Raw genomic sequence first — 26,353 nt, forward strand, 5'->3', positions numbered from 1 at the left:
GAAGCTAAGTAAAGCTAAACCTTAGCACTTCGCCGTAGCTACTTTATTATCGAGATATAGCCAACGCCTAAAAGCTTGCCAAGCGAGATCGTCAATCATGTGATGGTTGGGATGATTCATCTGATTAGCAGTAAATTGCACCACGTCTGGGCTAGGCTGTATTAATTCTCTTCCTGTAGAAAGGGCTAAGATTTGTGTTTTAGCGGAGATCTCTAAATTATACATCAAAAAGAAAGCTTCTCCTATGCTAGTGCCCATGGTAACTAGCCCATGATTGCGCAGTATCATCGTTTTGTGCTGATCCATGGATCTAATTAAATTAGCTTTTTCTTCTCTGTCAAAAAGAATTCCGCCGTATTCATGGTAAGCCACCCGCCCATAATAGCGGCATGAATGTTGCGATAGGGGCAGCAATCCTTCCGCCAACATGGAGACGGCCATCCCATAAGGGGTGTGGGTATGCAGCACACACATAATCTCTGGTCGTGCTTCATGGATAGCACTATGAAGGGTGTAACCGGCTTGGTTAATTAGTCCTCCTTCTGGAGACAGCACCTTCCCTTCAAGGTTGACCTTAACTAAATTTTCTGGAGTTATTTCTTCAAAGTTAAGGCCAAAGGCATTAATTAGAAAAGCTTCTTCGCCGGGAACGCGTACAGTAAAATGGGTAAAAATTGAATCTGTCCACCCTAATTTAACGGCCAAATGATAGCAGTCGCTGAGCTCCTGACGAACTTGCTGCTCTTCACAGCTCCATAAAACTCTTTTATTTGCTAGGCCCATAGAGCTCTATTCTCCTTCTGACGCTCAGACAAGTTGAGCGAATCTGTAAATTGCAGCGTTGCTAAGCGCCGGTACAATCCGTCCTCAGTAATCAACTCAGCATGTGTACCAACAGCTTCCACATAACCTTTGTTGAGGACGACAATACGGTCTGATTTTAAAACTGTCGCTAATCTATGGGCTACCACTAAGGTAGTTTTTGTAACCATAAGCCGCTTTAAGCTTTCTTGGATAGCGGCTTCACTTTCCGCATCCAAAGCGCTGGTAGCTTCATCGAGCAACAAGATCGGCGCATTACGTAAAATCACCCGCGCAATTGCTACCCGCTGTCTTTGCCCCCCGGACAGTCGTACCCCTCGAGTACCTAACTGCGTGTGGATGCCCTGGGATAAAGCCTTAACCACATCCAGTAAATGAGCCCCTTCAATCGCATTCCAAATCTCTGTTTCAGAGGCACTCGGACGAGCATACAGAATATTCTCATAAAGGCTGCCTGAGAAGATCATAGGCTCTTGAGGTACAATGCCGAAGCGTTCCCTAACTTGCGAGAGAGGGGCTTCTTTAACATCTACACCATCCACATAAATGGCCCCGGATTGGGGTTCAAAGAAACGCAAAAGTAAGGATAAAACCGTGCTTTTACCAGAACCCGAGGGCCCGACTAAGGCAACTTTTTCTCCAGGTGCTACGGATAAGGTAAAATTGTGCAGAATCGGCCGCTGCGGATTATTTGGATAAGCAAAATTTATGTTATGAAGCGCAAGAGTACCGCGGGCTTCTCGAGGTAAGGACCGCAGTTTAGAAGACGGTTGAGGTTTTGGTTGGATAGACAAAATCTCGAAGATGCGCTCAGAAGCCCCCGCTGCCCGTTGCAAATCAGCATAAATTTCACTAAAGGAAGCAGCCGCACCTGCAACCATTAAGGCATAGAAAAGAAACGAAGCAAGCTGCCCAGCACTGAGGGTGCCTAAGACCACATCTTGTCCTCCAAGCCATAATAAGCCGCTTACACCTAAAAATACGAGCATCATCACTGAAAATGTTAACCAAGAACGCATTAACAGATGCTGGGTGGCGCAGGCGAAAGTTGTATCCACCAGTTTCTTAAAAACAGCTTGTTCAACAGATTCTCTATTAAAAGCAAAACATGAGCGGATACTGCTTAAAGCTTCTTCAAGAAAACCTGAAAGATCACCGACAGAGTCTTGAGCGTGGCGAGAGCCAACTTTAACGCGCTTGCCAAAAATCACTAAAGGGATAAGGATTAGGGGCACAATTAAAACGGAAATAAGGGTTAGCTTGACCGACATGGCCAACATCATTGACGCCCCACCAATAAAAAGTAGTAAATTCCGTAGCGCCAGTGCTGCTGAATTACCGATGACAATCTGGATTAGGGTTGTATCGGTCGTCAAACGTGAAATGAGTTCTCCCGGACGCGTCATTTCAAAAAAACCGACCTCCAGCCTTAAAAGGTGACTAAAGAATCGTTGGCGCAGATCTGCGACGACGCGCTCACCTAACCAGGAGACAAAGTAAGTGCGTCCAAAACTGGCCACAGCCATAATGGCTACACATCCAATCATTAATAAAATACTTTGGTTGAGGGCGGTCAGACTTTCTTGGCTGAATGCATGGTCGATCAATGAAGTGAAAACAAGCCCAATGCCTAAAGTGGATAATGTGGCTAATAATAAAGAGATTAGCCCCAAGGTAATTTGCCCTTTATAAGGCGAAAGATAAGGAAGGAATAGTTTTAGAACTGTTAGGTTGCTGCTAATCTGACGCTCTGGAAGCTGAGATCTTTCAACTGAACTTTTTTCACGCATAAGGTATATTTATATCCCGCTGACAAATATGGCTTAATTCCCTTGATAGTAACTGAGATAAAGTATCTTCGCTACGGGTACAATGCCACACCCCTGCTTCTGTTAAGGCAAAATGATGTGCCCCTGATATAGCTGATGAGTACCAAACCTGCTGAGTTACACCATGATAATTTAATAAAAAATGACGATTATAATTATCAATGATTAGCACATCCTCTTCACCTGGCTCAACTTCCACTTCCGGCATGTGATCTTCAACAAATTCAGCAATATGCTGAAGAGTTTGACGAGCAAGGGCACGAATATTTATCATGATAGGTTACTTATTTGAAGTGGTGGAGCCAAGGAGGATCGAACTCCTGACCTCTACAATGCCATTGTAGCGCTCTCCCAGCTGAGCTATGACCCCACATAAGATTACCACTTCATAATTATCTAGATATCCTATCGAATGCAAGAGTTTTTTACACTTCACTTCCGCTCAGTCAGAAATGATAACTTCCTCTTGCTTGTTTTGCAGCTTAGGTGATTTCTGCGACCTGGCCCGCAAAGAGCGTAAATCTGCTTCCAGCTTATGAATTTCATGGAGGATAATTTTAGTATCAGCCGACAACGGCGAATCATGAGGGTTTTTATGTTTACCAGTTAACCACCCCAAAATGAATGAGTGCTTTTTATGTTCCTGGTCTGCCACGTTCTGCAGATGTAAAGCATTAATGATCACTCCAACAACCATATGCAGAATTAAGAAGTTCAAAATAATTATGGTCGGATAAATAAAGAATCCTACAAATGGATCCACCTCGACCATCCTAGCGTAAATATGTGACCAAGTATGTTCCAGAATAACGGCATGGAAGATTGTGGAGAATGCTGTCGGCAAATCGCCAAACCATTCTGGAAATGCTAGAGCATACTCAATTACGCCCCATACGGCAAAAATATAAATCGATAACACTAATAATAACGCAGTTGAAATGATTTTAGGAATCGCCTGACCCAGTGAGAGAATAAGAAACTGCAGGTTGGGAAAGATAGAAAATGTTCGCAAGAATAAAAACAACCTGAAGGTGCGGATAATTTGGAAAAAGCCCCCAATAGTTATAAGAGAAAGACCGACGACAATAAAGTCGAAAACATTCCATGGGGCTTTGAAATAATCAGCCCCATAGGCAAAAATCCTGAGAAGAATCTCAGCGGCAAAGATATATAGAATTAGCGTATTGATTATTCCTAGATAGGCATTGATAGTTTGCGCTGCAGCCGTTTCGTGATAGCGGACAGTGATTTCCCAACTAATTGTAATAGCACTAATCATTAATAAGATGGCAATACAGGTTTGCATAATCTGAGTGGCAAATAAGTCTCTTAATTTGCCCTGATACATAGTTACCTTTTCTAACATTCTCCCTCCGGCTAATATACCTGTGATTATTTTAACTTTAGAGTGATAAAGGTTAACAAATAATGAATAGTTAAAATGCTATCTCTCTTCGAAGATTTTCAGGAAATCCTAACCTTACCATCAGATTATGCCTGGCCAATAATTTAGTACCCATTTAACGAGAATATTCGATAAATAAATGTTACATTTTCTATAAGTGTAGGTTGATCTTTAAAGAAACTTTGGTATTTTTATATTCTAAGGAAGAACAGCTTAATGGCACAGCAAAGAGCCAAAAGTACTAGTCACGCATCGGAGGTCCTATATCTAAGCCCCCCGAAAGCTGGGAAGAATAAAAGAGGATTAATAATATTTAACGTGCTACTACATACTGCCTATCAAGAACTATAATTCTAGAGTTAACATGATTACATCAGAAAAAATTTATACAGGTCTGTGCACTCTTTTCTGCGTATTTATTCTCCTCGGAAACCTGACCTATCAAAAGTTTGTCGTTCTCTCTGTCCCCTTATTACCGGTGCTGGAATTATCGGTCGGGGCTATTCTTTACCCTTTGACCTTTTTATTAACCGATTTAATAGCCGAATTTTATGGCAAGGAAAGAGCTAATTTTTGTGTACGATTTGCCGTTGTCATTAATGTTATAACTGTACTCATTATTACGGGTATGGACTTACTGCCAGCTACTTCATGGTCAAAAATTGACGATGCTACATTCCATAAAGTGTTTGGTTTTTATGGTGTTGCCTTTATGGGGTCCATGATCGCTTGCTATACCTCACAGTCCATTGATATCTCCCTTTATCTTTGGCTGCGTAAACTGACTAAGGGAAAATACTTATGGCTTCGTAACAGTAGCTGTTCTGCGATTTGTTTATTTGTTGATACCTTGACTGTCATTGGTATCATGTCACTCTTTGGCCTCCTGCCTACTAAACAACTATGGTCAATTGTCGGTAATAGCTATTCCTGGAAATTCTTATCAATGCTGTTAAGTACACCGCTGTTTTGTTATTGCGTGAAGGCTTTCTCTTACAAAAAGCAACACAGCTGATGAAACAGGAAGAGTCAGAACCTTTTAGGCATTTATATCAGAATAGATCTCATTGCCATCAAATAAGCAAACTGTCAGGGTAGGGGTCATTTTGTAAGCCGTGAGCGAAGGTAGCGCCTCTACTAACAAGAGCTATATCAATTTATTCCCTCTCCTTGTTCCGAGTATTCTTCACATAAAACATTAAGATTACTGATATTTTGTCTCTAACAATACTTAAAATACACAGTATTTTAAAGATTTCTTATTTAAATTTAAACGTTACTAAAAGATTTTTTAATTGAGATCCTATAATTTTGTTCTTTTCCCCTTTTATTTTTTACGAAAAACACCTATTTTATAGATGTCAGGTAATACTGACTATGACGATAAACGGTTTATGGAATAAGCGTTGCGGACCCGGGGGCGGTACCCGGCGTCTCCACCAGAAAAATATGGGGACGAAATAGGATCGACGCGCGTAGTAAAGATAAACTCTTCGTTCGGTGAGCACCGCCGTTATCGGGCAAAAACAATAAATGCAAACCGTAATTTTGCATTCGCTAACTCAAACAGCCAAGTAGCTGTTGCTGCCTAATATCTTAGCTATTGCGGATATTAAGCACTTAAGTTAGCGCGGTTCGGGGGCACCGGGCAACAGAAGCCCCCACTAGAAATTTTATCAGAAAGGCGATGAGACCGTGACTAAAACACCAGCGTTTGATTATGAGAATTTAGTTCAAGAATCACTGCGTAATGTTATCAAAGAGACCTTAATCGAGGTATCTAAAAATGGTCTTCCCGGTAAGCATCACTTTTATATCTCATTCAAAACCGACTATCCGGGGGTTGACCTTCCCGATTATCTGCGGGACGAGTACCCTGAAGACATTACCATTGTTCTGCAGTATGAATTCTGGGATCTTGAAGTCAATGATAAAGCCTTTAATGTGACTTTATGCTTTAATGATGTCCATGAACGCTTAAATATACCTTTTGGAGCCGTTGTCAGTTTTGTCGACCCGTCAGTTAAGTTTGGCTTACAGTTTACGCCGGCAGAATATGAAGCCCAAGCAGAGCTGGTCGAGCTTGATTATCAGAAAAAGCCTTCTAAAAACTCTGTCGACCCTATGCTTAAATCAGAAGCAGGGGATGGTTCAAATATTATTACTCTCGATGCGTTCCGTCGCAAATAATGCCCTTTCCGGTCTTAAACCTTGAGGATAGACCCGATGTGGAAGTTATGGCTGCCAGTAAGATGCAGCCAGTTGCTAGCATTCGCCAATTATTAGATTATGGCCATCGCTTTTTCGGCGAGAATCGCGTCCAAGAAGCACTCGCAAAATGGCCAGCATTACTGCAGGAATTTAGTGATTGTCGGCTCCATCTTATCGGCCCTTTGCAAACCAATAAAGTTAAGGCCGCCTTACAACTTTTCCACGGCATCGAAGTGATTGACCGTCTGACCCTTGTGGATGCCTTAGTCAAATATTTAAAACGTCCCACCACCCGCACGCGTGAATTTCTAATTCAGATCAATATCGGCGAAGAACCCCAAAAAGCGGGGGTAGCCCCTGCAGAATTTATAACTCTCTATCATTATTGCCAGGAAAAAGGCTTGCCAATTCAAGGACTTATGTGTGTTCCGCCAGCCAAGCAAGATCCTACTCCATATTTTCAACATATGCAACAGCTCGCCGACCAAGTTAACTTAAAAATTTTAAGCATGGGCATGTCACAAGACTATACCTGCGCTGTCAGATATGGTAGCACTAGAATCAGGCTAGGAACCGCCCTTTTTGGATCAAGATGACGCGACGCTTATCAGCTTTCAGTTTAATTGAGATTGCGATCTCTTTAATTATTATTGGTCTTATTGCAAGCATCAGTATCCCCTTAACAACTGCCAGCTATCGCTTACACCAACAGCGAACAACCGACAACCATCAAAAGCAGATAATGACGGCTATCGCCGTCTATGTGTTAGAACACCGCCAATTGCCGGCGCCAGCTCAGCGTTCTGATGGCCTTGCTAATGTCTCCTGTCAGCAGCAGCCCGACAAATGTATTGGCTTTGTCCCCTATAAGACACTGGGGCTTTCCCAAAAAGTGGCTAAAGATGGTTATGGGCGCTGGTTTACTTTTGCAGCGCATCCTAAGCTAGCAAACATTACAACGACAGACATGCCTATCGCCAGCCAGAGACTTAGCCGCTTTTGTGCAGTGAATTTTAGCAGGATTACGATCCGCAACGTCAATAACGCCCAAGAAGTTACTCATAGCCAAGTCGATCCTATTGCCTTTGTCCTTATCAGTCATGGCAAAGCGGGCAGGGGCGCCTTAACAGATAGCGGCGAACGCATTGCCGCTGTCGACTCTGAAAAAATAAACAGTGACGCTAACCTTGACTTTGTCGAAGGGATCGCTCCTAATTTTGATCATCAGCTCTTTTGGGAAACACGTGATAATTTAATGGCTTTCTATGCTAAGACTCCCTGTCAGAAAGAGCCAGTAGTGCCCTCTCCTGAAGACAAGAATAAGTTGGGGGACTGCCTTTAATGGCTATGGATGAAGAAAAGCAAAACTTAAGGAATTACTTAAGGCAGCTGCGACGTCAATATCATGCAACTGTAGATCAGCTTATCATCGACCAGCAATTGATAACGCGTTGGCAAAAACTCACTGAGCACCTCTTTCTTGACGCCAATTCAATTATTGCCGGCTATTATGCGGTCGGCACAGAGCTTAATATTCTGAGTCTATTAAGATATCTCGACCGACAAGGGTTTTGTCTTTGTTTACCCGTCCTTACCGCCTCTCACCACATGGCATTTAAAGCTTGGACGCCAGCGGAGGTTCTAATCCCAGGGATACTTAAAATCCCCGAACCTATCCCAGCAGCTCCAGACGTAGTGCCGGATATTATCCTTGTTCCACTTCTAGGGTTTGATGCCCAAGGAAATAGATTAGGACAAGGCAAAGGGTTTTATGATAAAGTATTATATGAAATAAAGGCAAACAAAGAAATAATAACCATAGGGATTGGTTATGGTTGTCAATATCTTGACAATATTATGGTTTGTGATAAGGATTACCCTATGGATTATATCCTAACGCCAGAAAAAATATTTGTAACAAATAAGGATTAACTATGACGCTTCGTCGGATTTCTGTTATCGGGTTAGGCTATGTGGGCTTACCTGTAGCTGTAGCTTTTGGTAAGCACAACACCACCATTGGTTTTGATATCAACCAAACACGCCTCGATGAATTGCGTCAGAATTATGATCGAACTCGTGAAGTTAGTGCGGATGGTCTAAAGAATACACAGATCCTTTATACCAGTGACATTAATGATCTCAAGCAAGCTGATTTCCATATTATTACAGTTCCCACCCCTGTTAATCACATTAATCAACCCGACTTTACCCCTTTAGAAAAAGCATCTCACACAGTGGGCCAAGCCTTGAAAAAAGGTGACATTGTCGTTTATGAATCAACAGTTTACCCAGGGGCAACGGAAGAAATCTGTATCCCTATACTCGAAAAAGTTTCCGGCTTAAACTTTGGTAAAGATTTTACTGTGGGCTACAGTCCCGAACGGATTAATCCAGGGGATAAAGACCGAACCTTTACCAAGATTACCAAAGTTGTTTCAGGCTCCGACCAAGCAACATTAGACATCGTAGCCGACGTGTATTCTTCTGTGGTAACAGCTGGGGTTTATAAAGCAGCCTCTATTAAGGTCGCTGAAGCCGCCAAGGTCATCGAAAACACGCAGCGCGATATCAATATTGCCTTAATGAATGAGTTAGCTCTTATCTTTAATCGCTTAGGGATTGATACGGTTGATGTTTTGGAAGCCGCAGGGACAAAGTGGAATTTTCTACCCTTCCGCCCCGGCCTTGTCGGAGGTCATTGTATTGGTGTCGATCCTTACTACCTAGCCCACAAAGCTCAAGAGGTTGGCTATTATCCAAAAATGATTTTATCTGGCCGTCACTTGAATAATAGTATAGGTCAACATATTGCTCACCAGGCCATTAAAGCACTGATCCAGTCAGGGACAAACCCGCAAGAGGCAACTATTTCAGTTTTAGGCTTAACATTTAAAGAAAACTGTCCTGATATTCGTAATACCAAGGTTATCGATATTATCAGCGAATTAAAAGCTTATGGCGTACCCTTTCAAATATGTGATCCAGAAGCGGATTCCCAAGAGGCTAAACATGAGTATGATCTAGAGCTTGTGGACGCTGCTCACCTTAAGCCTGCCGCTTTAACCATTTTAGCGGTAGCTCATACTTCTTTAATCGAGCAGCTCACCACCGCTCCAGAAAAGCTACTAGCTCCGCATGCAATAATCATTGATGTCAAGAGCTGCTTAGACCGCGATGTAATGGCTCGTAAGGGATATAAAATAATTCGACTTTAAGAGGCAATCTGAGCAATAAAGCCGTAGTGATCAGAGCCCAAGCAAGGAAGCCGATCAACACGTTGAGTTCGAATACCGGGCGTTAAAAGCAAACGATCGATGGGAAGAAATGCGGGAGCCTTATAGCCTGCTTTTGCATTTCGCGGTGCCGGAAAACTTGCAATTAAACCGCATCCCTTTAATCCATCTTTAAGACCGAGCATTTGGCAGAATTTAAGATAGTAATGGGACCAGGGAACCAGATTAAAGTCACCTGATAAAATCGTTTTACCGTCAAAATTGCCCAACTGATTGGCAATCCCTTGATAATATTCCTCGGTAACGTTATAACATCTCTCCAAATGCACATTTACAAAGCGGTATCGTTCACCGGTTTTAAATGAGCGCCCATAAATCACAAGCACAGGATGATCTTTTAGTTTATATCGCTTAAGAACCTTAAATCCCTTAGTTAATATAACTAAACGATTATAGCGATGATGATGGCGAGGATCATAATTTTCAAAATCTGAGGATAATGCGTATCCTTGCGGACAGAGTTCCTTGCGAATGCGCCAATAAAGTTTAGGAGGGCATTCCTGTAACATCACCACATCTGCTTGGCTCTCTTGGATATGATCAAAAATTGCATCAGTATCAGGGTTTTCTCCCCAACAATTCTGATGCATGACTTTTAAAGGTAAAGTTACAGGGTTTGGATGGTCCTGTGCCGAATGCCAGTGCGAGACTAAAGGATAGCAAAGCGGCAACCCCGTAAGAAACAGCATCAGCCAGTAAGGCCATTTAGCACGCAAGATAAGAAATAATAAGGATAGACACCCTAGCCCAAAGAGAATGACAAGTCTTAATTGGTCTAAAAGGAGAAGGATTTGCCCAAGGTTCACGATAAAATTTAACTATTTAAGAGGAGATACTTAATCTATTATATCAATTATTTATGGTGTTGCAGCAAAAGTTGCAATAGCTTTTTGTAAAGAAGTTAATACATTTAATCCTTCTCAATTTCTTTGTAAAACCAAAAAGGACATTACTTAAGATTAACCTTGCGAGCTAGCTTAAGGTAATATCCTTTTTTCACTTTGTTCTTATGACTTTTTTAAAAAGCACTCCATAAAGATAGAGTAATTACTCACACCCTAGCTAACCCTTACAATACAAAGAACTTCATTACCTTTTCCTTGGTATTCCATGGAAGAAAAGCAATCTTTTGATAAGACAATACCACGACCATGGGGATCAGTTAGGCGATCTGGTGAAAGCTCCATAAATTTGTGCCATTCAAAGCCATCCCCTTCATCTTTGATGCGAATTTCAAGGACATCCTTGTCTAAAACAAAGCTTAACATGGCTTTCTTTCTTTTATTCTCATCAAGTGCCAAGCGCCGATCAATTTCCTTTTCCCATTCCCCTTTAACTAAGTATTTTGTCTTATCAGTATAAGTTAAGCCAAGATTCCCGTGCTCAATGGCATTAATCATCAGCTCTGTTAGACCGAATGCCACGTGTAAAGAATTAGGGCATAAGCAAGAAACAAAGTAGGCAATACTCTTAGCTTCATCCAGGCTTTGGAACTCAAAAATGCCATTCTTCATCAGGTTCGGAACAATTTGAGTCTTCTTCAGTTCTTCACTAATTTCCTTCAAGCGAGCGGCCTTATTGATAGCAGCATGGACAATGCTGATTAGTAAATCGGCTTCATAGGGCTTTGTTAGATAATAATAGACGCCCGCCTCAATTCCTTCAACCACTTGAACCGTTTGGGCAGCGGCAGTCTGCATGATTATTGGAATATGTTTATAATACTCACTTACTTTTAAAGATTTAATGACCTCTATACCGCCCATTCTTGGCATCATACGATCAAGGACTATCACATCAATTTCAGGGTGATCCATAATCTTTTGTATAGCTTCGTCGCCATCGGTGGCCGCCAAAACATTGAAACCTGCATCAATTAAATGGTCTTGTAAGATATCTAAGTTGAATTCTTCATCGTCGACAGCTAGTACTGTAGGTTTCTTCTCATCCATTCCAATTTACCTCCGCTCGAAAATTAGATCCACCTTAGCTAATATCTTAACTATAAACCATAAAAACTTTTCTCTCTTTTAGGATAAATGTAAGTAACAGACGGCCTCTTCATCGCCTAAAGATAATCAATTAATTCATCCAAAGATCCTCTAAGATCTCTTCATGACTTCAATAGGGTCTAGATCATCTCTGCCTTATCAATCTACGTCGCAGGGAGACAGAAAACCACTCAAGTCTTTAATCTCATGCCTGCAGGCTGGCAAGAACAAAAGCCCCCTTACGACTGAGCTGCTTTTTAAAGAGAAGATCGCAAATTAAAGAAACACATTTCTCTCTGGAGGCGCGCTGTTGTTGTGTAGAGCTATGAATAAAATATTTTTCTGTAGAATTGTCTCAGCAAGAAGCGGCTATGCAATTTATATCCACTATAACTTTGCAAGGTTTTAGGGTTAAATAAGGTGAATCTTGCAAAAAGCTGCCTTCAACTCCTTTCTTATTTGTTTCTAAGGCGTAGAACCACTTCAAGCCTCAGAACCCACTTATAAAAAGGGAGAAAATGTACCCCGAGCGCAGCGAGGAACTTTTCTATTTATCTTAAAGGAGGAGGGGGACTTATGGATATCTCCTCCTCAAGTTTTCCAATTGTTAAGGTGCGTGTGCTTTGACGTGCGCCGCCCTCCATAAACTCTCTTCGATTGTTAAAGGTACTTCTTAAGAGGACATTGTTTAACCTAATGCTCTGCTTCACGTTCTTCTTCGGACTCGTTTACTCTCGGTCCCTCATAAGACTGAGAAATGGAGGTGCTTCCCGCTTTATGCACTGTATCTTCCTCCTGAATCTTGTCACCTATTTCCATGGCTCTTTTGCTCCGGTTCTTTCTTCTATTCTTGCTCTGAGAAGAGGTAAGAGATTTTTCTAACTCCTCACGGAAAAACGCTTCCTCCTCAGCGAATGATGGTGGCTCGTTGGGAACTATTTTTAGAGGGTCTCGCTCCTGAGGTTCTTGAAGAGGCTCATCCCCATCCGTGGCGCCTGCCCACCCATCAAATTCCGTATCAACTCCCCTAATATCTGGTGACATCATTTCAGACGCTAGAGAGGAGTTTTGCTTTATAGGAGAAGAGGGAGGAGGAGAGCTTCCCGTGCGACTCTTTAGAGTTTTCCGCGGAGGTGTCAGAAAGCCCTTCTCATCAATAAATGGTCGCCGAGGATCGATAGTTGTCTCTTCATAGCGTCGTTTGTGTCCTTGAGAAGGCTGGGGATCAGGAAGGGGAAGATCTACATCCGTAGCAGCTTCCAAGCCGTCACACTCCTTTGCTGAGCCGTCGCTATCTTCAAGTTCTGAGTGGTGGTCGGTGGTGCCATCTTCCCCCATCTCAGCTTCTGAGGAATGTGCAGGGGCGGCCTCTTCCCTCATTTCAGCCTCAGAAAAATGATCCGAATCAGAACTTATGGCTTCCGGATCTGAATCCGGCCTGGGGTCTAGATCGGTGTCAATATCTGAAAGTGTGGGAGAGTGTCTTCCCCATCCCTCATGGTCACTGTCTGAGCCATTACTTTCGTAACCAGGATTAAAGTGCTCCTGGGCTTGGACCTTGCTAGGCAAAGCTGATCCCAGGATACTAAGCATTAAAGACAATTTACCAAGAAACCTTAGCTTCATTTATGGCTCCCATTACCCGCGTCACTTTATGAGTAGGTATAAGAGAAATACTTCAATAAATTGCTAAGCTGGTACTTATTTGCAAAGAATTATATTAATGGGAGGGCAAGCGTCCATTGAGTAGGGGGAAGAGAGAAACAGTTATAATAGAGGAGAATTTGTAAAAAGAAGAAAGGCTTTTAAAGCCGCCTGTACCGTTTGTTCTGAAGTCCCTTAAAGGCTCTTTTATGATTAAGTAAGCTAATTGAGATGCTGTTCATTCCCTCTTCTGGTCTAGCTAATACATGCGTCCTTACTATCTCTTACCTATTAAGAGGAAACTGAAACATAAAAACAGCACCTTTACTGCCATTTTCTGCCCAAATTGTGCCGCCATGTCCCTCCATGATCTGCTTACAGATAGGAAGACCTAAGCCAGTTCCACCGGCTTGGGTACGGGTAATACTGCTCTGGAAGAACTTATCAAAGATTTTTGTGACCTCGTCTTTGGGAACACCGATACCTTCGTCCTCTATTCGGCAAGATAAGCCTTTACCTTTAGCAAGGCTAACATTTGCAACCGTTATATGAATTCGAGAATTAGGAGAAGAAAATTTTATAGCGTTTGAAAGCAGGTTAATGACCACCTGAACGAGCTTCTCCTTATCGAATACAGCTTCAGTAAGATGAGCCTTATTATCAACAGCTAGAGTGATACCTTTTTGAGTAAAAAGTGACTCTAATTCATTAAAACTATGATCTATGACAGACTGAAAATCATTTAATTGAAAATTGAAATCCATTTTTCCGGCTTCTAGCTTAGCGAGATCTAAGAGATTATTGAGAAGATTTAAGAGCCTGTTTCCCGCAATTTGAATATTATTGAGATATTTGTATAAGGGCTCTGAGGTAACTTCTTGTCGATCTCGCAGCTTTTTCAGCCCCATATTAGAATAGCTCAAAATGGCATGCATCGGGGTGCGAAGCTCATGCGACATATTTGATAAAAATTCTGTTTTTGCCTTATTTGCTTCAGCTTCTTTTTCAAGTTCAAATTTAAAGCTCCGCCGCATAATATTGAAAAGACTTAAAGCAAGCAACGTTAAAATAATTGAGAAGGAGTAGCCAATATTGCGAAAGTTTTTTATATTGTGGACAGCTGTGCTTTGAAAAAACTCTGACTCATTAGCCCCTACCCACAATTTTAGGGTTCCCCCTTTATCATTAATGTCAATAGTTTGGACTGTTGAGAAAAGAAAATGGGGGTCAAGTTCAGCCTTTCTAATCCATGGAAAGGAACTTCTTAAATTTCCGGGAAGGGAAGAAGGGAAAATATATACCTTATTGTCCTGATTGCGGATCAGAATATCGCTATCACCTTGTAAATGTGACGATAAAATATTCAAAGGAAATACCGTAACAATGATTCCCTTAAAGACCCTTTCAGGGCCATAATAAGGTAAAGAATAAATAATTGTAGGACTTGGGGTCGATACCCTTCGATCAGGCGCGGAAGGAAAGGAAGGTCCTAAAGCCTTTATATTTATCCATTCCATTTTAGCAGGAATAATTGAATCCTTATCCATTGGCTTTAAAGGACAGTCCTCTTTGAACCAGGCTAAGTGATGTCGGGCGACCTTCAGAATAATCTCTTCGGATAAGCGTGGCGCATAACTTTTATAATTTAAAAGTAAGCCGGGAATCTGCTTAGTAGTTGAGTTAATGTCATCTGCCGTGTGATCTCGCGTTAGAATTATTAAGTTTGTTTGAGGGATAACCTTAAAATTGTCATGAATGTTCTTCATAACATCAATAGAACGCTGATCTAAGGAAGCTGAGGTATCTGCTAAATTATTTAAAAAGGGTAACTTCGATATCGTCAACATTTCAATATAAAGAGATTCGAAGGCTTGCCTTACTGATCGCACGATATGATGAGCCTTCGTTGTTTCAGCCTGGCGGAAATGTATTAAAGCATCATCGTAATTTTCGCGGCTATGATAATAGATAAGAAAGGCTGTGGTTGCCCCCGTCATAATAATAATAAGGTTTAAAACAACAGAGCCTTGAAAAGAAAAAACTGTTTCCTTAGATTTATTCTCTTTTAAAAAACCACGGCTGACTAAGAAAAAACCAAATAAGGAAATTGAAAGCGAGACAATCACAACGGCAGTCGCCAACGTTGATTGATCAGAATTCTCGGTGAAACGACAATCGGCATAAGGAGAAAATACTGTTGCCGCCATGGCCGTATAATGCATTCCTGTCACCGCTCCCCCAAGAATTAAGGCTGCAACGAACATGAGGCCTATTTTATGGATAGTGGCCTTATTGACAGAAGACATAATCCACATGGCCAAGCCAGAAGTCATAATGGCAATCAAAACCGAAGTCCAGAAATAGGATCTCAAATAAAGGATATCGCATTTCATCTCCATAGCTGTCATCCCAATATAATGCATGACGCATATACCGATTCCCATAACAGGGGCATTGATCACAACAACCTGAGGCGTTAATTTTTGACGTGTTATATTAAGGAAAACTGCAAAGGAAAAACCGGCAGCAAATATCATTGAGAGAATGGTTAAACCTAAATTATAGGTATGCTCCATTTCTATCTTATAAGCCAACATCCCCGTAAAATGCATAGACCATATGCCGGCACCCATGACAAGAGCACCCAATAAGCAGCCCTTAAGACGAGTATAAGTATGTGAAATATTAGTATTCTGAAGAATTAAAAGTGCTGTCCAGGCAGCAATAACTGACACAAAGTAAGAGATTAAGATATAGAAAGTATCGTACTGCCCTACAATAGTGTTATAAGGAATTTGTGATTCATTGATAAGAGTTAACACAATTTACCAGTCTTATAGAAGGGGGGGTTGTTGTTAAAAAACAACTTACGTTAATTGTGCCTTGTTTAAAAGAATATATTTTTAGATTTTGCTTTTTATGCCGCTAGAGAAATCACCCGACGCTCAAGCATCTTTAAACGCTCCTGATCTTCAGCACTCAAATTTTTATAGTAGTTGCACTTATTTTTCAACCATAGCAGTTCAAACCTTGAGGCTTCAATCAACCCTCGATGAGCAATGTTATGACTTACCACAGAAGCATCAAATGCAATTTTCCGGGTTTCGTATCGTTTCAGATGGGTAGTATGAATTTCTCTTAAAGTGGGTACGCTTTCAGCATCAATGCCACCGCCCACAGCAAACTGGAGATTATGCTGCTGGCACAGCAATCCAACCTCCTTAATACGGCGGGTAATCTCAGGTTTATTGGCGTCACGGCGATGGATACCTAACGATCCACAAAAATCAACGCGGCCAAAAACAGCACCGGTCAAACTGCAAGCCGCGACCTTATCAATGATAGCCTCGCGTTGCTCATATCCCATAATAGTCTCAATATTGATCAAAAATTCAATATCCATCCGTTCTTGCTCTGCGTAAACTCGGTTTACTGATTGCACAAATTTACACACAGCATACGAGGATTCAATCATAGGAGCAATAATTACACCAGCGCCCAATTGTTTGGCTTTCATTAAGTCAGTAACCGCTTCACAACCCCCAATCTTAATAATTAGATCGAGATCAGCCCGAAAGGTTAGCTCTATTAACCTAAGAATTTCATCTTCGCGTATCCCTTCAGACTCAAATTCAGCACGGACATGGGTAAATCCGAGATCATTTTTACCATTTTTTAACAAGGATAACATTTCTTTTTCGAGTGTATTCATCGGTCAACCAGAACTGTTAGATGGTTATTATTAATTATTTATCAATCTTGGTTAACAAATAGTTAAAAAAATTTTAACACTTTATTAACGATTTCTGTAAGATCAGCCTTCAAGCAAATTTTTATAGACTGAATATTTTTTCTAACATTTTTTGGAATTTTAACCAAGTCCTTTTCTGTTGTAATCAATTGCGCCTGCTGAGCTTCAGCTAAGTGTAATAATACATCAAGATCATAAGTATTATAAACGTGATGATCGGCAAAAGATTTATGCGCACTTAGTATAAATCCTTGTTGCTTAAGCAAGGCATAAAACTTTTCCGGATACCCTATGCCGGCAAAAGCGACATAACGGTCTGAAGTAGGCACGGCAGCGGTGGTAATGCGAGCAAGAATATGAGGCTTATTGGCAGCCCACCTTGGCAGTTGAGAAAAATTAATCAGCAGCAAGTAATCGACACGCTTCAGCCCGTGCTGAAAATCCTCTCTGAACGGGCCAGCTGGGAAAACTTGAGTGTTATCCAAGGGAATTTGTCCATCAAAGACAGCAATTTTAAGGTCCTGGAAGAGACTAGGATTTTGTAATCCATCATCCATAATCAACAGGTTGGCGCCGGCAGCAATGGCGGCTACAGCTGATTGATAACGATCTGCGCCGACCCAAGTGGGGGCTATGTCTGCCAAAAGCAGAGCCTCATCCCCTACCTGCTCAGCCGTGTGGAGCTCAGGGTCTACCCGTAAGGCAGTATGAGATTGTCCACCATACCCTCGCGTTAAAATATGCGGCATTTGTCCCTGCTCCTGAAATTCTTTAGCCAGAGCAATAACGGTGGGGGTCTTCCCGGCGCCACCCATAATTAAATTGCCCACACACAGCACAGGGACTGTAACTTTAGGCTTAGAACAGCGTAGCCGCCAAGCAACTACTTTTCCATAAATCCATCCTACTGGTGCTAACAACCAACTTAGCAGCCCTGGGGACCGCCAGAATTGAGGAGCTCTTAACCTCACCGTAGTTCCTCTACAATCTTATCCACTATTTCTTCTAAGCCTTGCCGTTGATCTTGGAGAATGGCTGCTGCTTGTCGTAGGAGCTCCATTACATGGTCAGGTTGGTCTAAGTAAAGCTTGACTATTTTGCTGAGGTCTTCAGCATTCTGTACCGTTGCTAAGACAGGCCTGAGGAGCTGATTAATGTGGTGGGATTTAAAGGTTTGCTCCCCTTGAATAACGGCGCAGTCCAGTAAAAACGGTTCAATGGCATTATGTCCACCAATCGGCATGAGCGACCCCCCCAGAAAACAAAAAGGTGCTAAAGAGTAAATAAGGCCAAGCTCACCGATGGTGTCGATAAGCCAAACATCATGGGCCTGTGTTGGAAGCTCCCCTAAAGAACGCTGCGCGATTGATAGCCCTTTGGCCCGCATCATTTCAATTAAAGAAGAGGCCCGATGCGGATGCCGCGGCGCTAAGATTAAAAGAAGAGTCGGGTAAGATGGTTTAAGTTTGAGATAGGCTTCAATAACCACCTCTTCTTCCCCAGGATGGGTACTGACGGCGGTGTATAAAGGCCTTTTTAGAGAAGAGCTTAGAGAGTCTAATTCATCCCTATTGACGGGCAAGGGATCAGCGAGAAACTTTAAATTAATACTCAAATCCACGTGCGTAGCGCCTAAGTTTTTCAGGCGGACAGCTGTTTCTAAGCTAGGAGTCATAATGCAGCTGAAATATGATAATAACTCTTGAATAACCGATTTGGCGCCCTGCCAGCGATGATAACTCTTTTCGGACAGGCTGGCATTGAGAAGGATTAAAGGAATTTCTTGGTGTTTTGCTTGGTAAAGCATATTGGGCCATAATTCTGACTCTATAATCACACCCCCATCGGGTTGCCAATGCTCAAGAAATCTTTTCACCCATTTTGGCACATCCAGCGGCACAAATTGATGGATGACATTTCTTGGTAACCGTTGAGCCATCAGCTCGGCTGAAGTAACAGTGCCCGTGGTCAACATTATATTAACTTCAGGATATTTCTGATTTAGGCGAAATATGAGCGGGAGAACTGAAACAGATTCCCCCACACTGGCCGCATGAATCCAAAGCAGTTTCCCTGAGGGGCGAGGAAGAGAGGCCCCGCCAAAGCGTTCATAAAGCCGAGTGGGACTTTCTTTTCCTCTTTTCAAACGCCGGCGTAAATGCAGCTTGAGAAGCGGCGCTAATAGCGGGGTAATGAAACGATAAAAACTGAGCATTACGGCAATTTTATCTGTAAAACACTTTCTAATTCACGCCATTCTCTCAAACTCATCCCCGCTTGTTCGCGCGTCATACTTTGACCCGCAAGAAGAGTGCGAACCACCGCCAGGCCCTTAGCAGATAAATTAGCAGCCCCAACGCGGTAATCCACAAAAGCTTGATAAGTGGCTGGCACCCACTTTTTGAGAACGTCTAACATTGCTTCAGCATAAACACGAATTTCGTACTGAGCATGGGAATCTGCGCGCAAGGAAAGGAAATGCATAAGATTGTGCAAATCAATTTTCCAATACCACTGAGTGTAAAAATTGACCGGCAGATTCATGCGGGCTAATTCACGAGCTAACCCATCTTGATCCTCGTCAATTTTCTCACCTGTTTCAGTCTCGTTAAGCATATATTGATAATGATCATAGGCTCGCACAGCATCTTCTTTTAAGAGCTGCATAACTCTTTGGGCTCTCATTCCGTCCAAAACGTCGCCCCGGCCTTGATTGTTTACCTTAGATTGAGCTGCTAAATGTTCTGGCAGAGGCAAGTAAAATTCTTTATCCATAATCGAATATCGAGCTGAATATTCATTCACATTAGCGGTACGATGACGAATCCATTGACGGGCCACAAAAATAGGTAACTTAATGTGAAATTTAATTTCACACATCTCAAAGGGCGTCGAATGGCGATGGCGCATAAGGTAATTAATCAACCCTTGATCTTCACTAATTTTTTTTGTGCCTTTACCGTAAGAAACCCGGGCTGCTTGTACGATTGCAGAATCATCCCCCATATAGTCAATCACGCGAATAAACCCATGATCGAGAACGGGTATGGCTTCATACAGGATCTCTTCCAGAGCCGGTACAGTCATCCGCCGCGTCTGATAGGTTTCTTGTTGCTGATGAAGAATTTCTTGTTCTTGTAAAGCATTCAGGGCCATGGGTTATACTCATTTATTGATTGTGGGTCAAATATCTCCCCTATGCTACAACCTCTGCAAATTTATTGCCATTAAAAATGTTGCTTTAGGAATCCAAACCTTTAACAATCTCTTGAGTATTATGGCGAATCATAGCCACATAACTTTGAGCAGGTGAAGCTGTTTGATGGGAGGCAGACAAGGAATCCGCATACAAGGTTCCATCGACGTTTACGCCCGCCTCAGCTGCGATTTCCACAATGAGTTTACGGCTGGACAGGCTTTCGATAAAAACAGCGCGGATATTTTTTGTCCTGATATCTTTAATCAGGTTAGCCACTGCTGCGGCTGATGGCTCGGCGTCTGTAGAAATTCCCACCGGCGAGAGAAAAGTAATATTATACGCATCCCCATAATACCAGAAAGCATCATGAGTGGTCACCACCAGACGCCGTGCAGCGGGAAATCTTTGATATTGAGCCTGAACCCATTCCTCTAATTTAATCAGCTCATTTAAATAGGTCTCTTTATTTTTTAAAATTTTATCTTTTAAAGAGGGCCGAGCTGCAATTAGAGCATCAGCAATACATTCCACATATAGCATAGCGTTTTTAACACAATGCCAAGCATGAGGATCATCTACTGTTTCTCCTTTAGAATTTACAAGGATTCGAGGCTTGACTTTGGCAGAAGCAGTGATGACTTCTCCTGTGTAGCCTGAATTAGCAATCAAGCGTTCTAACCACCCTTCAAAATCAAGCCCATTAATAAACACCAACTCCGCTTTAGCGAGCATAGCGGCATCTTGGGGGGTTGGTTGGTAAACATGCGGGTCTGCACTTTCAGGTACGATAAAGTTGACCTCCACATCCACACCACCGACTTGACGAATGAGATCCCCTAAAATAGAAAAAGTAGCTACCACTTTTAGTTTAGGCGCATTACAAAAAGCTGAGCTTATCAGAGACAAACAAATAATTAAGCGATAAAGCATTAAGTTATGACCCCATATTTATAAAGTATATTTAGGGAGAGTATACCCCAAAAGGCATAACGCGTAAGGTCTATTCGTGTCAAGGCAGCAAGAATATTACCGATTGCCAAGCCAATAAGGGCTGGGTAAGTTACCGCCAAGATTTCCCCTAAGATAGTGCAGAGCTTGGAAAATCCTAGAAGAGAAATGATAAAAGTACTACTAATCGTGATAAAAATTGACATTTTTTCACTAATTTTACCTTTTAAGATTTCCATATAGAGGAAGTCTACAAATAAAATTGTAAGAATGACTGCCGTTGCTAAACAGGCTACAGCCATCGTATATCCCACGATAGGCAGGGCCAGACTCCCAAGGGCCTTCTCGGCAATAACCACCAGTAACGATTCGGGTCTAACTTCTATCAAGCTTGAAGCATAATGAGCACCAAGGGAAACAAAGCCTATATAAGCTAATGCCAGTAGAGCCGCGCCAATAAGCAGTGCTTTTAAGCTAATTTGAAACAGTGTACGTCCATCAGCGCCAGGCTTTAAATTCTGTCTGAGATAGGCCACTGTAGTAGCAGAGAAGAAGAAAGCTGCCATTAAGTCCATAGTTTGATAACCAAGATAGAGCCCCGTTGAAAATCCTATTTGCGGTAAAAGGGTAGTAGGAGAGACCTCTGGGGCATGGTACAGACCTATGAGCAACAGTAATAATAGACCTCCCAGCTTAAAGGGAGTCAAAATTAAGCCAATAACGTCGACAACACGGTTGGATCGCCAAATCAGAACAGTAATTAGAACGCAGAAGGCTAAAGAAAAGAGGGGATAATTCAGAGTAGGATAGAGGACACTCAAGCCACCATAAGCAACCGTTATACAACGGGGAACCACCCCAAAAGGCCCCATTAATGATAACATCATCGATATTAATATAAGGGCCGGTAGCTTTCCTAACTTGTTAAAGTAGAGACGGGTGTCACCATTATAAAGAATCATTCCAAACAACCCCAAGAAAGGCACCACAACGGCCGTAATAATCAAGCCTAAGGTTCCATAAAGAGAGGTATCTAATGTCTCTTTGCCGATTAATAAAGGAAAAACTAAGTTGCCTGATCCGAAAAACATCGAAAACATAGCAAAGCCTGAAGTTAAAATGATCCGTTTATAAGCCATAAATTATTTCCATTACTTACACACCTACCCTCAGACATTCCTGATGTGGATAAGGGGTATAAGTTGATAAGAATTCAAATAAGTGAGAGGATGTAAATTTTGAAAAGCAATCAACAACACGTCCCCTTAAGGGACGACAATAATGGGTATACTCCCTCTATAGCTGAGCCTTATGATGATTGTCTTAAAAGTATAACCGATATTTTCTGCCATAACTCTAATATTTATAGAGATGAAAAATAATTTTGTCAACCCAGGGATATCTGAAATAAAATTACAACGCTAGCATGGTTTGAGCTACGTTTATTATCAATTCCTGATCTAGATGGTTTAACCTGATAAGGTAATCCTCTTTCAGCTTAATATTCAGATCTTGGGCTATCATAATTAAGGCTTGCACAGCTTCCTTAGTTTGGCTGGCCTTGAGGCCAAAATAGCCTAGAAATTTACTGAGAAGATTGCGATCAACTTGATAGCGCAGCATTAAATATTCGAGCCCGACGTCAAGCAACTGTTGTTGCTGATCTTTAGATTTGATCTCAGCAAAAACCTTATAAAAGTAATCTTTAGCAGGGGCTTTCTGAGAAAAAAATGTCACCATTTTTTCCACATAACCGGTCTCAGTTTCTATCTTTAAATTATGAATTCCCGCCAAGATATGCAAAGCTTGAATAGCTTCCTGGGTTATACTAACTCTAAATCCATGGCTAGCCAACATCTTGCTAACCGACGAGCGCTGGCGGTCAAGCCTAATAAGCAGCTTTGCCAATTGATCATCATAATATTTCTGCAGATAAAAACCAGTGACTTCTTTTAGGAGAAAATCTGATCGAACATCTTTAAAGCCTTGCGAAAAGACAAGGTAGGGTTGCCGAGTACTTACCGCCTTCTCATAATCATCTGCATGATCAAAGAGCTTTTTCCGATATATTAGAAGCACTTCATCAATTTCTTCGATATGTGCTAGTTCCTTTAACTCTTCAAGATCAATGCGCAGGTGCTGAGAGATAGTCTTCTCAAATTCCTCCTGTTGCCCATAAGCAGGGATAATACTTAAAAAGATCAGCATCATATAAGAAAGATAACTTTTGAGCATTCCAATATCCCAAATTCTTAACTCAGCACCTATAATTGGCATCCATCTAAGAAGAAACATTTAAACCACAGTATTTAGTCAAGCGCTATAATCTTATGGTACGTAGATTCTATCTCCCTATAAAACATAAAATTTTATATATTAGATATTAAGTCTCAGTTTTGCTAAAAGAGTGACAACAGCTATCTTAGTTAGGACTAATAAGCCAGCCTACTTAGCGATCATTTTTTCGATTGATTAAAGCTGTTGCCAGGGCAATAAGACGTTCTTGATCATCATTAGAAAGCTGAACGTACACCCGAATTAATTCTTTAATGCCTGAATTTAATTCTAACTCATAAGCTGAGCCATCTTCCTCTGATAAGTCTACATAAGCTTCACTGCTATCAAAGAATTGACGGATATCGACATTTAGCTTATCGGCAAGAAGATGTAAGGTTTTCGAGGAAACTTGGCTTTGGCCGGTTTCATACTTCTGAATCATTTGACCGGAAACACCAATGCTTTTACCAAGAGCAGCTTGGCTAAGCCCTCTAAATTTACGAATCATCCTTAGATTATGACCAATATTGATGTAACTATCTTCAGACATCTTCTCTCCTACGCAGGCTAACCATTAAAACCCCTAAGCTTACTGCTAGGACAAGAAAAATAAGATCCCCATATTGTGAATATAGAGTTGGTTTTATTAAAGGCTTAGGTAAGTCAAAATCAATATATCCAAACTCATCCAATCCTAATTGTTCGGTAATCCTTCCCGCAGCATCAATAGCTGCTGAAATGCCATTATTAGCGGCTCGGACTAAGGGAATTCCTTCCTCAATTGCTCGCGTGCGCACAATTTGCAAATGTTGAAAAGGTCCTGTCGAATAGCCATACCACGCATCATTGGTTTGATTGAGCATCCATTCGGGACGAGGGGCCGTGACAACAGCTCGAGGAAATATGGCTTCATAACAAATTAACGCAGAAAAGGAAGGCAATCCTTCAACTGTTAGAGTGCGAATTCCTGTCCCAGGCGTATAATCTTGCTCACCAGGAGTCAATTTACTGATAAAAGGCAAAATCGATCTAAATGGAAAATACTCCCCAAAAGGAACGAGATGGGTTTTATCGTAGGCTGCCGCCATTTGCCCTTGACTATTAATGGCCAGCGTACTGGTATAAATCTGATTATCGGTCCCTCGACGCGGTCCACCGACAATAATATAGCCATTTTCTGGAGCGACAGCGGCCAAAGTATCTCTTAATATGGGATAATCATTGATGAAAGCAGGGACGCTGGCTTCAGACCAAATAATTGCCTTTAAGGGGCGCTCACTCGGCAGGCTGCTTAATGCTAAATGTTTATCAAGATTTTCCTCAAAGTGATTTGAGAGCCATTTTAAATTTTGAGGAATAGCCGCCTGAACCAGACGGATATTGATACCTGTTCGCTCCGTTGGGAACTGATGCAACCGCTGGTATCCCCAGATATAAATCCCTATAAAAAAACGACACAAGTAATCGGGAATTTTTTAGTTTGGCTGGCAAAGCTGACAAACAGCAAGGTTGTCAAAAGACTTAGTCCATAAATACCTAACGCAGAGGTTAACTGCAAAACTTCTAATGACCAGGTGTATCCATTCAGATTCCATGGAAAACCAGAAAGCACATGGCCCCTTGCATATTCAGCTACCGACCACAATAACGCAAATAATAGGCAACGTTTTACGCCGGGATGAGAATATTTTATGGTTAACCCTAATATAGGGGCAATAAAAAGTGCTAAAAAGGCTGGCAATCCAAACCATCCAAGCGGCATAAAATACCATAGCCCTACGGTTTTTAAGGCATTGGCAATCCAATATAGGCCACCCACAAAGTAACCAAAGCCAAACCACCAACCATATAAATAGGGCCGATCTGACCAGATGGGCAGGTTAACTAAGTAAAGTAACCCTGAGAAGCTAATTATGCCGACGGGAGAAAAATGGAAAGGGGCAAAATACAAAATAGAGAGCCCCCCCAACAAGAAGGCGGCTGCCCTTGGATAAGATTTCGCAAAGTTAAGAGTTTTTAACAGAATCGTATGCATAAACTTATTACCATAAAAATACTATATAAATTATTCCTGCAAACAAAGTAAGCTTTAATGTCTTATGGAGCACAGGAAAATCACGCTTTAATCCACGCGTGGATGTATGAAGTACAAAGATATACCTAAATAATCTGTTTAGAATACCAAGGGGATCTTGAGGGGTATTTTGAGCTGAAGCTGCCGTTATAAAAAATCGCCCAAAAAACCAACGGATAAAAGAGGTGACTCTGTTTACCATTGGACGTTCGATGTCACAAAAAAAGATTAAACGATCGACACTCGTCTGATTTTCTGCTTGATGAAGATAAGTTTCATCAAAAATAACATCTTCGCCATCGCGCCACGAATACTTCTGGCCATCGACTTCTATAAAGCATTTATCACTGTTCGGCGTAACCAGGCCTAAATGATAGCGTAATGATCCAGCATAAGGATCACGATGAAGACCCAATTTACTGCCCGCAGGCAAAAATGTGAACATGGCTGCTTTAACACAAGGTACTTTTTTGATTAATTCAAGAGTTTTAGGACAAGCAAGTTGAGCTGAGGGAAGAGGGTCATTATACCACTTTAAATAAAATCTTTTCCATCCTCTTTTGAAAAAAGAGTTAAAGCCAATGTCATCCCTTTTCTGTGATGCTTTAATGTCCCCCTGCTGGAGGAGTTGTACTGCCTCATCTCGGATAATTTGCCAATTTTGTTGAAAGATATCTAATTCGGGAAATAATTGACGATCTAAATAAGGGGCGTTCGGCACGCGCGAGAATAGATACATAAAACAGTTAATAGGTGCCATATAGGTAGAATGGTCCGTTAATTGGCGAAATGGTTTATATTTCACCTTTCCCCGTCGGTGGGTATACAGGGCAGAGATTATAAAAATCATTAAAGCCGAAAGTTTAGTGATTGAGAGAGTATAAAGCATTTTAATTTATAGCGAGA

At 41.6% G+C, this 26,353-nt stretch carries 25 protein-coding genes, 1 tRNA gene and 1 other RNA gene; 7 read left to right on the plus strand and 20 right to left on the minus strand.

From position 1 onward, the window contains the following. Positions 1–21: 21 nt before the first annotated feature. The 5 genes from HMO_RS0105940 to HMO_RS0105960 all read right to left on the minus strand — a co-directional run bounded on the left by HMO_RS0105940 (position 22) and on the right by HMO_RS0105960 (position 4,017). Positions 22–783 carry a class II aldolase/adducin family protein gene (locus HMO_RS0105940; protein ID WP_010299979.1) on the minus strand — a complete coding sequence of 254 codons (762 nt, stop codon included), beginning with the start codon at positions 781–783 and terminating at the stop codon, positions 22–24. After that, on the minus strand, positions 774–2,612 hold the full coding sequence (locus HMO_RS0105945) for an ABC transporter transmembrane domain-containing protein (RefSeq protein ID WP_010299980.1): 1,839 nt from the start codon (positions 2,610–2,612) through the stop codon (positions 774–776). Before HMO_RS0105945 ends, HMO_RS0105940 begins: the two co-directional genes overlap by 10 nt. Continuing rightward, positions 2,605–2,925: a frataxin domain-containing protein gene (locus HMO_RS0105950; protein WP_010299981.1), complete on the minus strand. Its 321-nt coding sequence runs from the start codon at positions 2,923–2,925 to the stop codon at positions 2,605–2,607. The genes HMO_RS0105945 and HMO_RS0105950 overlap by 8 nt, the downstream gene beginning before the upstream one ends. Positions 2,926–2,945: 20 nt before the next feature. Beyond that, positions 2,946–3,021: transfer RNA gene (locus tag HMO_RS0105955), tRNA-Ala, on the minus strand. A 72-nt stretch (positions 3,022–3,093) separates the two neighbouring features. Then, positions 3,094–4,017 (minus strand): ion transporter, encoded by a 924-nt coding sequence (locus tag HMO_RS0105960; RefSeq protein ID WP_010299984.1) that lies wholly within the window; start codon positions 4,015–4,017, stop codon positions 3,094–3,096. Positions 4,018–4,420: 403 nt separating this feature from the next. Between HMO_RS0105960 and HMO_RS0105970 the strand changes: the two genes are divergently transcribed. From HMO_RS0105970 to HMO_RS0105995, 7 genes are all read left to right on the plus strand, one after another. Continuing rightward, positions 4,421–5,071 carry a queuosine precursor transporter gene (locus HMO_RS0105970; protein ID WP_010299986.1) on the plus strand — a complete coding sequence of 217 codons (651 nt, stop codon included), beginning with the start codon at positions 4,421–4,423 and terminating at the stop codon, positions 5,069–5,071. Between the two features lie 306 nt (positions 5,072–5,377). Beyond that, positions 5,378–5,722: a transfer-messenger RNA gene (gene ssrA / locus HMO_RS16105) on the plus strand. Positions 5,723–5,751: 29 nt separating this feature from the next. After that, positions 5,752–6,246, plus strand: coding sequence for an SspB family protein (locus HMO_RS0105975; protein ID WP_010299989.1), 495 nt, complete (start codon positions 5,752–5,754; stop codon positions 6,244–6,246). Continuing rightward, a complete protein-coding gene (locus HMO_RS13980; protein WP_010299992.1) occupies positions 6,246–6,863 on the plus strand; it encodes a YggS family pyridoxal phosphate-dependent enzyme in 618 nt (205 codons plus the stop codon). The genes HMO_RS0105975 and HMO_RS13980 overlap by 1 nt, the downstream gene beginning before the upstream one ends. Beyond that, complete coding sequence (locus tag HMO_RS13985) at positions 6,860–7,609, plus strand: hypothetical protein (protein ID WP_010299994.1); 750 nt, start codon at positions 6,860–6,862, stop codon at positions 7,607–7,609. Before HMO_RS13980 ends, HMO_RS13985 begins: the two co-directional genes overlap by 4 nt. After that, positions 7,609–8,199 carry a 5-formyltetrahydrofolate cyclo-ligase gene (locus tag HMO_RS13990; RefSeq protein ID WP_010299996.1) on the plus strand — a complete coding sequence of 197 codons (591 nt, stop codon included), beginning with the start codon at positions 7,609–7,611 and terminating at the stop codon, positions 8,197–8,199. Before HMO_RS13985 ends, HMO_RS13990 begins: the two co-directional genes overlap by 1 nt. Positions 8,200–8,201: 2 nt before the next feature. Next, a complete protein-coding gene (locus tag HMO_RS0105995) occupies positions 8,202–9,485 on the plus strand; it encodes a nucleotide sugar dehydrogenase (protein WP_010299999.1) in 1,284 nt (427 codons plus the stop codon). On the opposite strand, the gene HMO_RS0106000 is transcribed toward HMO_RS0105995, so the two are convergent. The 15 genes from HMO_RS0106000 to HMO_RS0106065 all read right to left on the minus strand — a co-directional run bounded on the left by HMO_RS0106000 (position 9,482) and on the right by HMO_RS0106065 (position 26,336). After that, entirely contained in the window at positions 9,482–10,252 is a 771-nt protein-coding gene (locus HMO_RS0106000; RefSeq protein WP_139016841.1) for an endonuclease/exonuclease/phosphatase family protein, read from the minus strand. The two genes, HMO_RS0105995 and HMO_RS0106000, sit on opposite strands and share 4 nt — an antisense overlap. 369 nt (positions 10,253–10,621) lie before the next feature. Beyond that, a complete protein-coding gene (locus HMO_RS0106005) occupies positions 10,622–11,515 on the minus strand; it encodes a response regulator (RefSeq protein ID WP_010300004.1) in 894 nt (297 codons plus the stop codon). A 732-nt stretch (positions 11,516–12,247) separates the two neighbouring features. Beyond that, the gene (locus tag HMO_RS0106010; RefSeq protein WP_010300007.1) at positions 12,248–13,180 is read right to left on the minus strand and encodes a hypothetical protein; all 933 of its coding nucleotides are present in this window, start codon (positions 13,178–13,180) and stop codon (positions 12,248–12,250) included. 302 nt (positions 13,181–13,482) lie between these two features. Next, positions 13,483–16,020 carry an MHYT domain-containing protein gene (locus tag HMO_RS15525; RefSeq protein ID WP_010300009.1) on the minus strand — a complete coding sequence of 846 codons (2,538 nt, stop codon included), beginning with the start codon at positions 16,018–16,020 and terminating at the stop codon, positions 13,483–13,485. Between the two features lie 95 nt (positions 16,021–16,115). Further along, positions 16,116–16,910, minus strand: coding sequence for an aldolase/citrate lyase family protein (locus HMO_RS0106020; protein ID WP_029448517.1), 795 nt, complete (start codon positions 16,908–16,910; stop codon positions 16,116–16,118). A gap of 62 nt (positions 16,911–16,972) precedes the next feature. Further along, the gene (lpxK, locus tag HMO_RS0106025) at positions 16,973–17,920 is read right to left on the minus strand and encodes a tetraacyldisaccharide 4'-kinase (RefSeq protein ID WP_010300013.1); all 948 of its coding nucleotides are present in this window, start codon (positions 17,918–17,920) and stop codon (positions 16,973–16,975) included. Next, positions 17,917–19,164: a 3-deoxy-D-manno-octulosonic acid transferase gene (locus tag HMO_RS0106030; RefSeq protein WP_010300015.1), complete on the minus strand. Its 1,248-nt coding sequence runs from the start codon at positions 19,162–19,164 to the stop codon at positions 17,917–17,919. Before HMO_RS0106030 ends, lpxK begins: the two co-directional genes overlap by 4 nt. After that, positions 19,164–20,105, minus strand: a complete 942-nt coding sequence (gene thyX, locus HMO_RS0106035; protein ID WP_010300017.1) for an FAD-dependent thymidylate synthase — start codon at positions 20,103–20,105, stop codon at positions 19,164–19,166. Before thyX ends, HMO_RS0106030 begins: the two co-directional genes overlap by 1 nt. 85 nt (positions 20,106–20,190) lie before the next feature. Beyond that, positions 20,191–21,078: a metal ABC transporter solute-binding protein, Zn/Mn family gene (locus HMO_RS0106040; protein WP_010300019.1), complete on the minus strand. Its 888-nt coding sequence runs from the start codon at positions 21,076–21,078 to the stop codon at positions 20,191–20,193. Further along, positions 21,078–22,235, minus strand: a complete 1,158-nt coding sequence (locus HMO_RS14000) for a branched-chain amino acid transport system II carrier protein (RefSeq protein WP_010300021.1) — start codon at positions 22,233–22,235, stop codon at positions 21,078–21,080. Before HMO_RS14000 ends, HMO_RS0106040 begins: the two co-directional genes overlap by 1 nt. 274 nt (positions 22,236–22,509) lie before the next feature. Continuing rightward, positions 22,510–23,331 carry a hypothetical protein gene (locus tag HMO_RS0106050; RefSeq protein ID WP_010300024.1) on the minus strand — a complete coding sequence of 274 codons (822 nt, stop codon included), beginning with the start codon at positions 23,329–23,331 and terminating at the stop codon, positions 22,510–22,512. A 214-nt stretch (positions 23,332–23,545) separates the two neighbouring features. Then, positions 23,546–23,923, minus strand: coding sequence for a helix-turn-helix domain-containing protein (locus HMO_RS0106055; protein ID WP_010300026.1), 378 nt, complete (start codon positions 23,921–23,923; stop codon positions 23,546–23,548). Next, complete coding sequence (gene lnt / locus HMO_RS14005) at positions 23,916–24,788, minus strand: apolipoprotein N-acyltransferase (RefSeq protein ID WP_052571994.1); 873 nt, start codon at positions 24,786–24,788, stop codon at positions 23,916–23,918. The genes HMO_RS0106055 and lnt overlap by 8 nt, the downstream gene beginning before the upstream one ends. A gap of 26 nt (positions 24,789–24,814) precedes the next feature. After that, on the minus strand, positions 24,815–25,408 hold the full coding sequence (locus HMO_RS14010; protein WP_033444553.1) for a hypothetical protein: 594 nt from the start codon (positions 25,406–25,408) through the stop codon (positions 24,815–24,817). Positions 25,409–25,415: 7 nt separating this feature from the next. Continuing rightward, complete coding sequence (locus HMO_RS0106065; RefSeq protein ID WP_010300028.1) at positions 25,416–26,336, minus strand: aspartyl/asparaginyl beta-hydroxylase domain-containing protein; 921 nt, start codon at positions 26,334–26,336, stop codon at positions 25,416–25,418. Between the last annotated feature and the right edge of the window lie 17 nt (positions 26,337–26,353).

Source organism: Candidatus Odyssella thessalonicensis L13 (assembly GCF_000190415.1).
Classification (GTDB): Bacteria; Pseudomonadota; Alphaproteobacteria; order Paracaedibacterales; family Paracaedibacteraceae; genus Paracaedibacter; species Paracaedibacter thessalonicensis.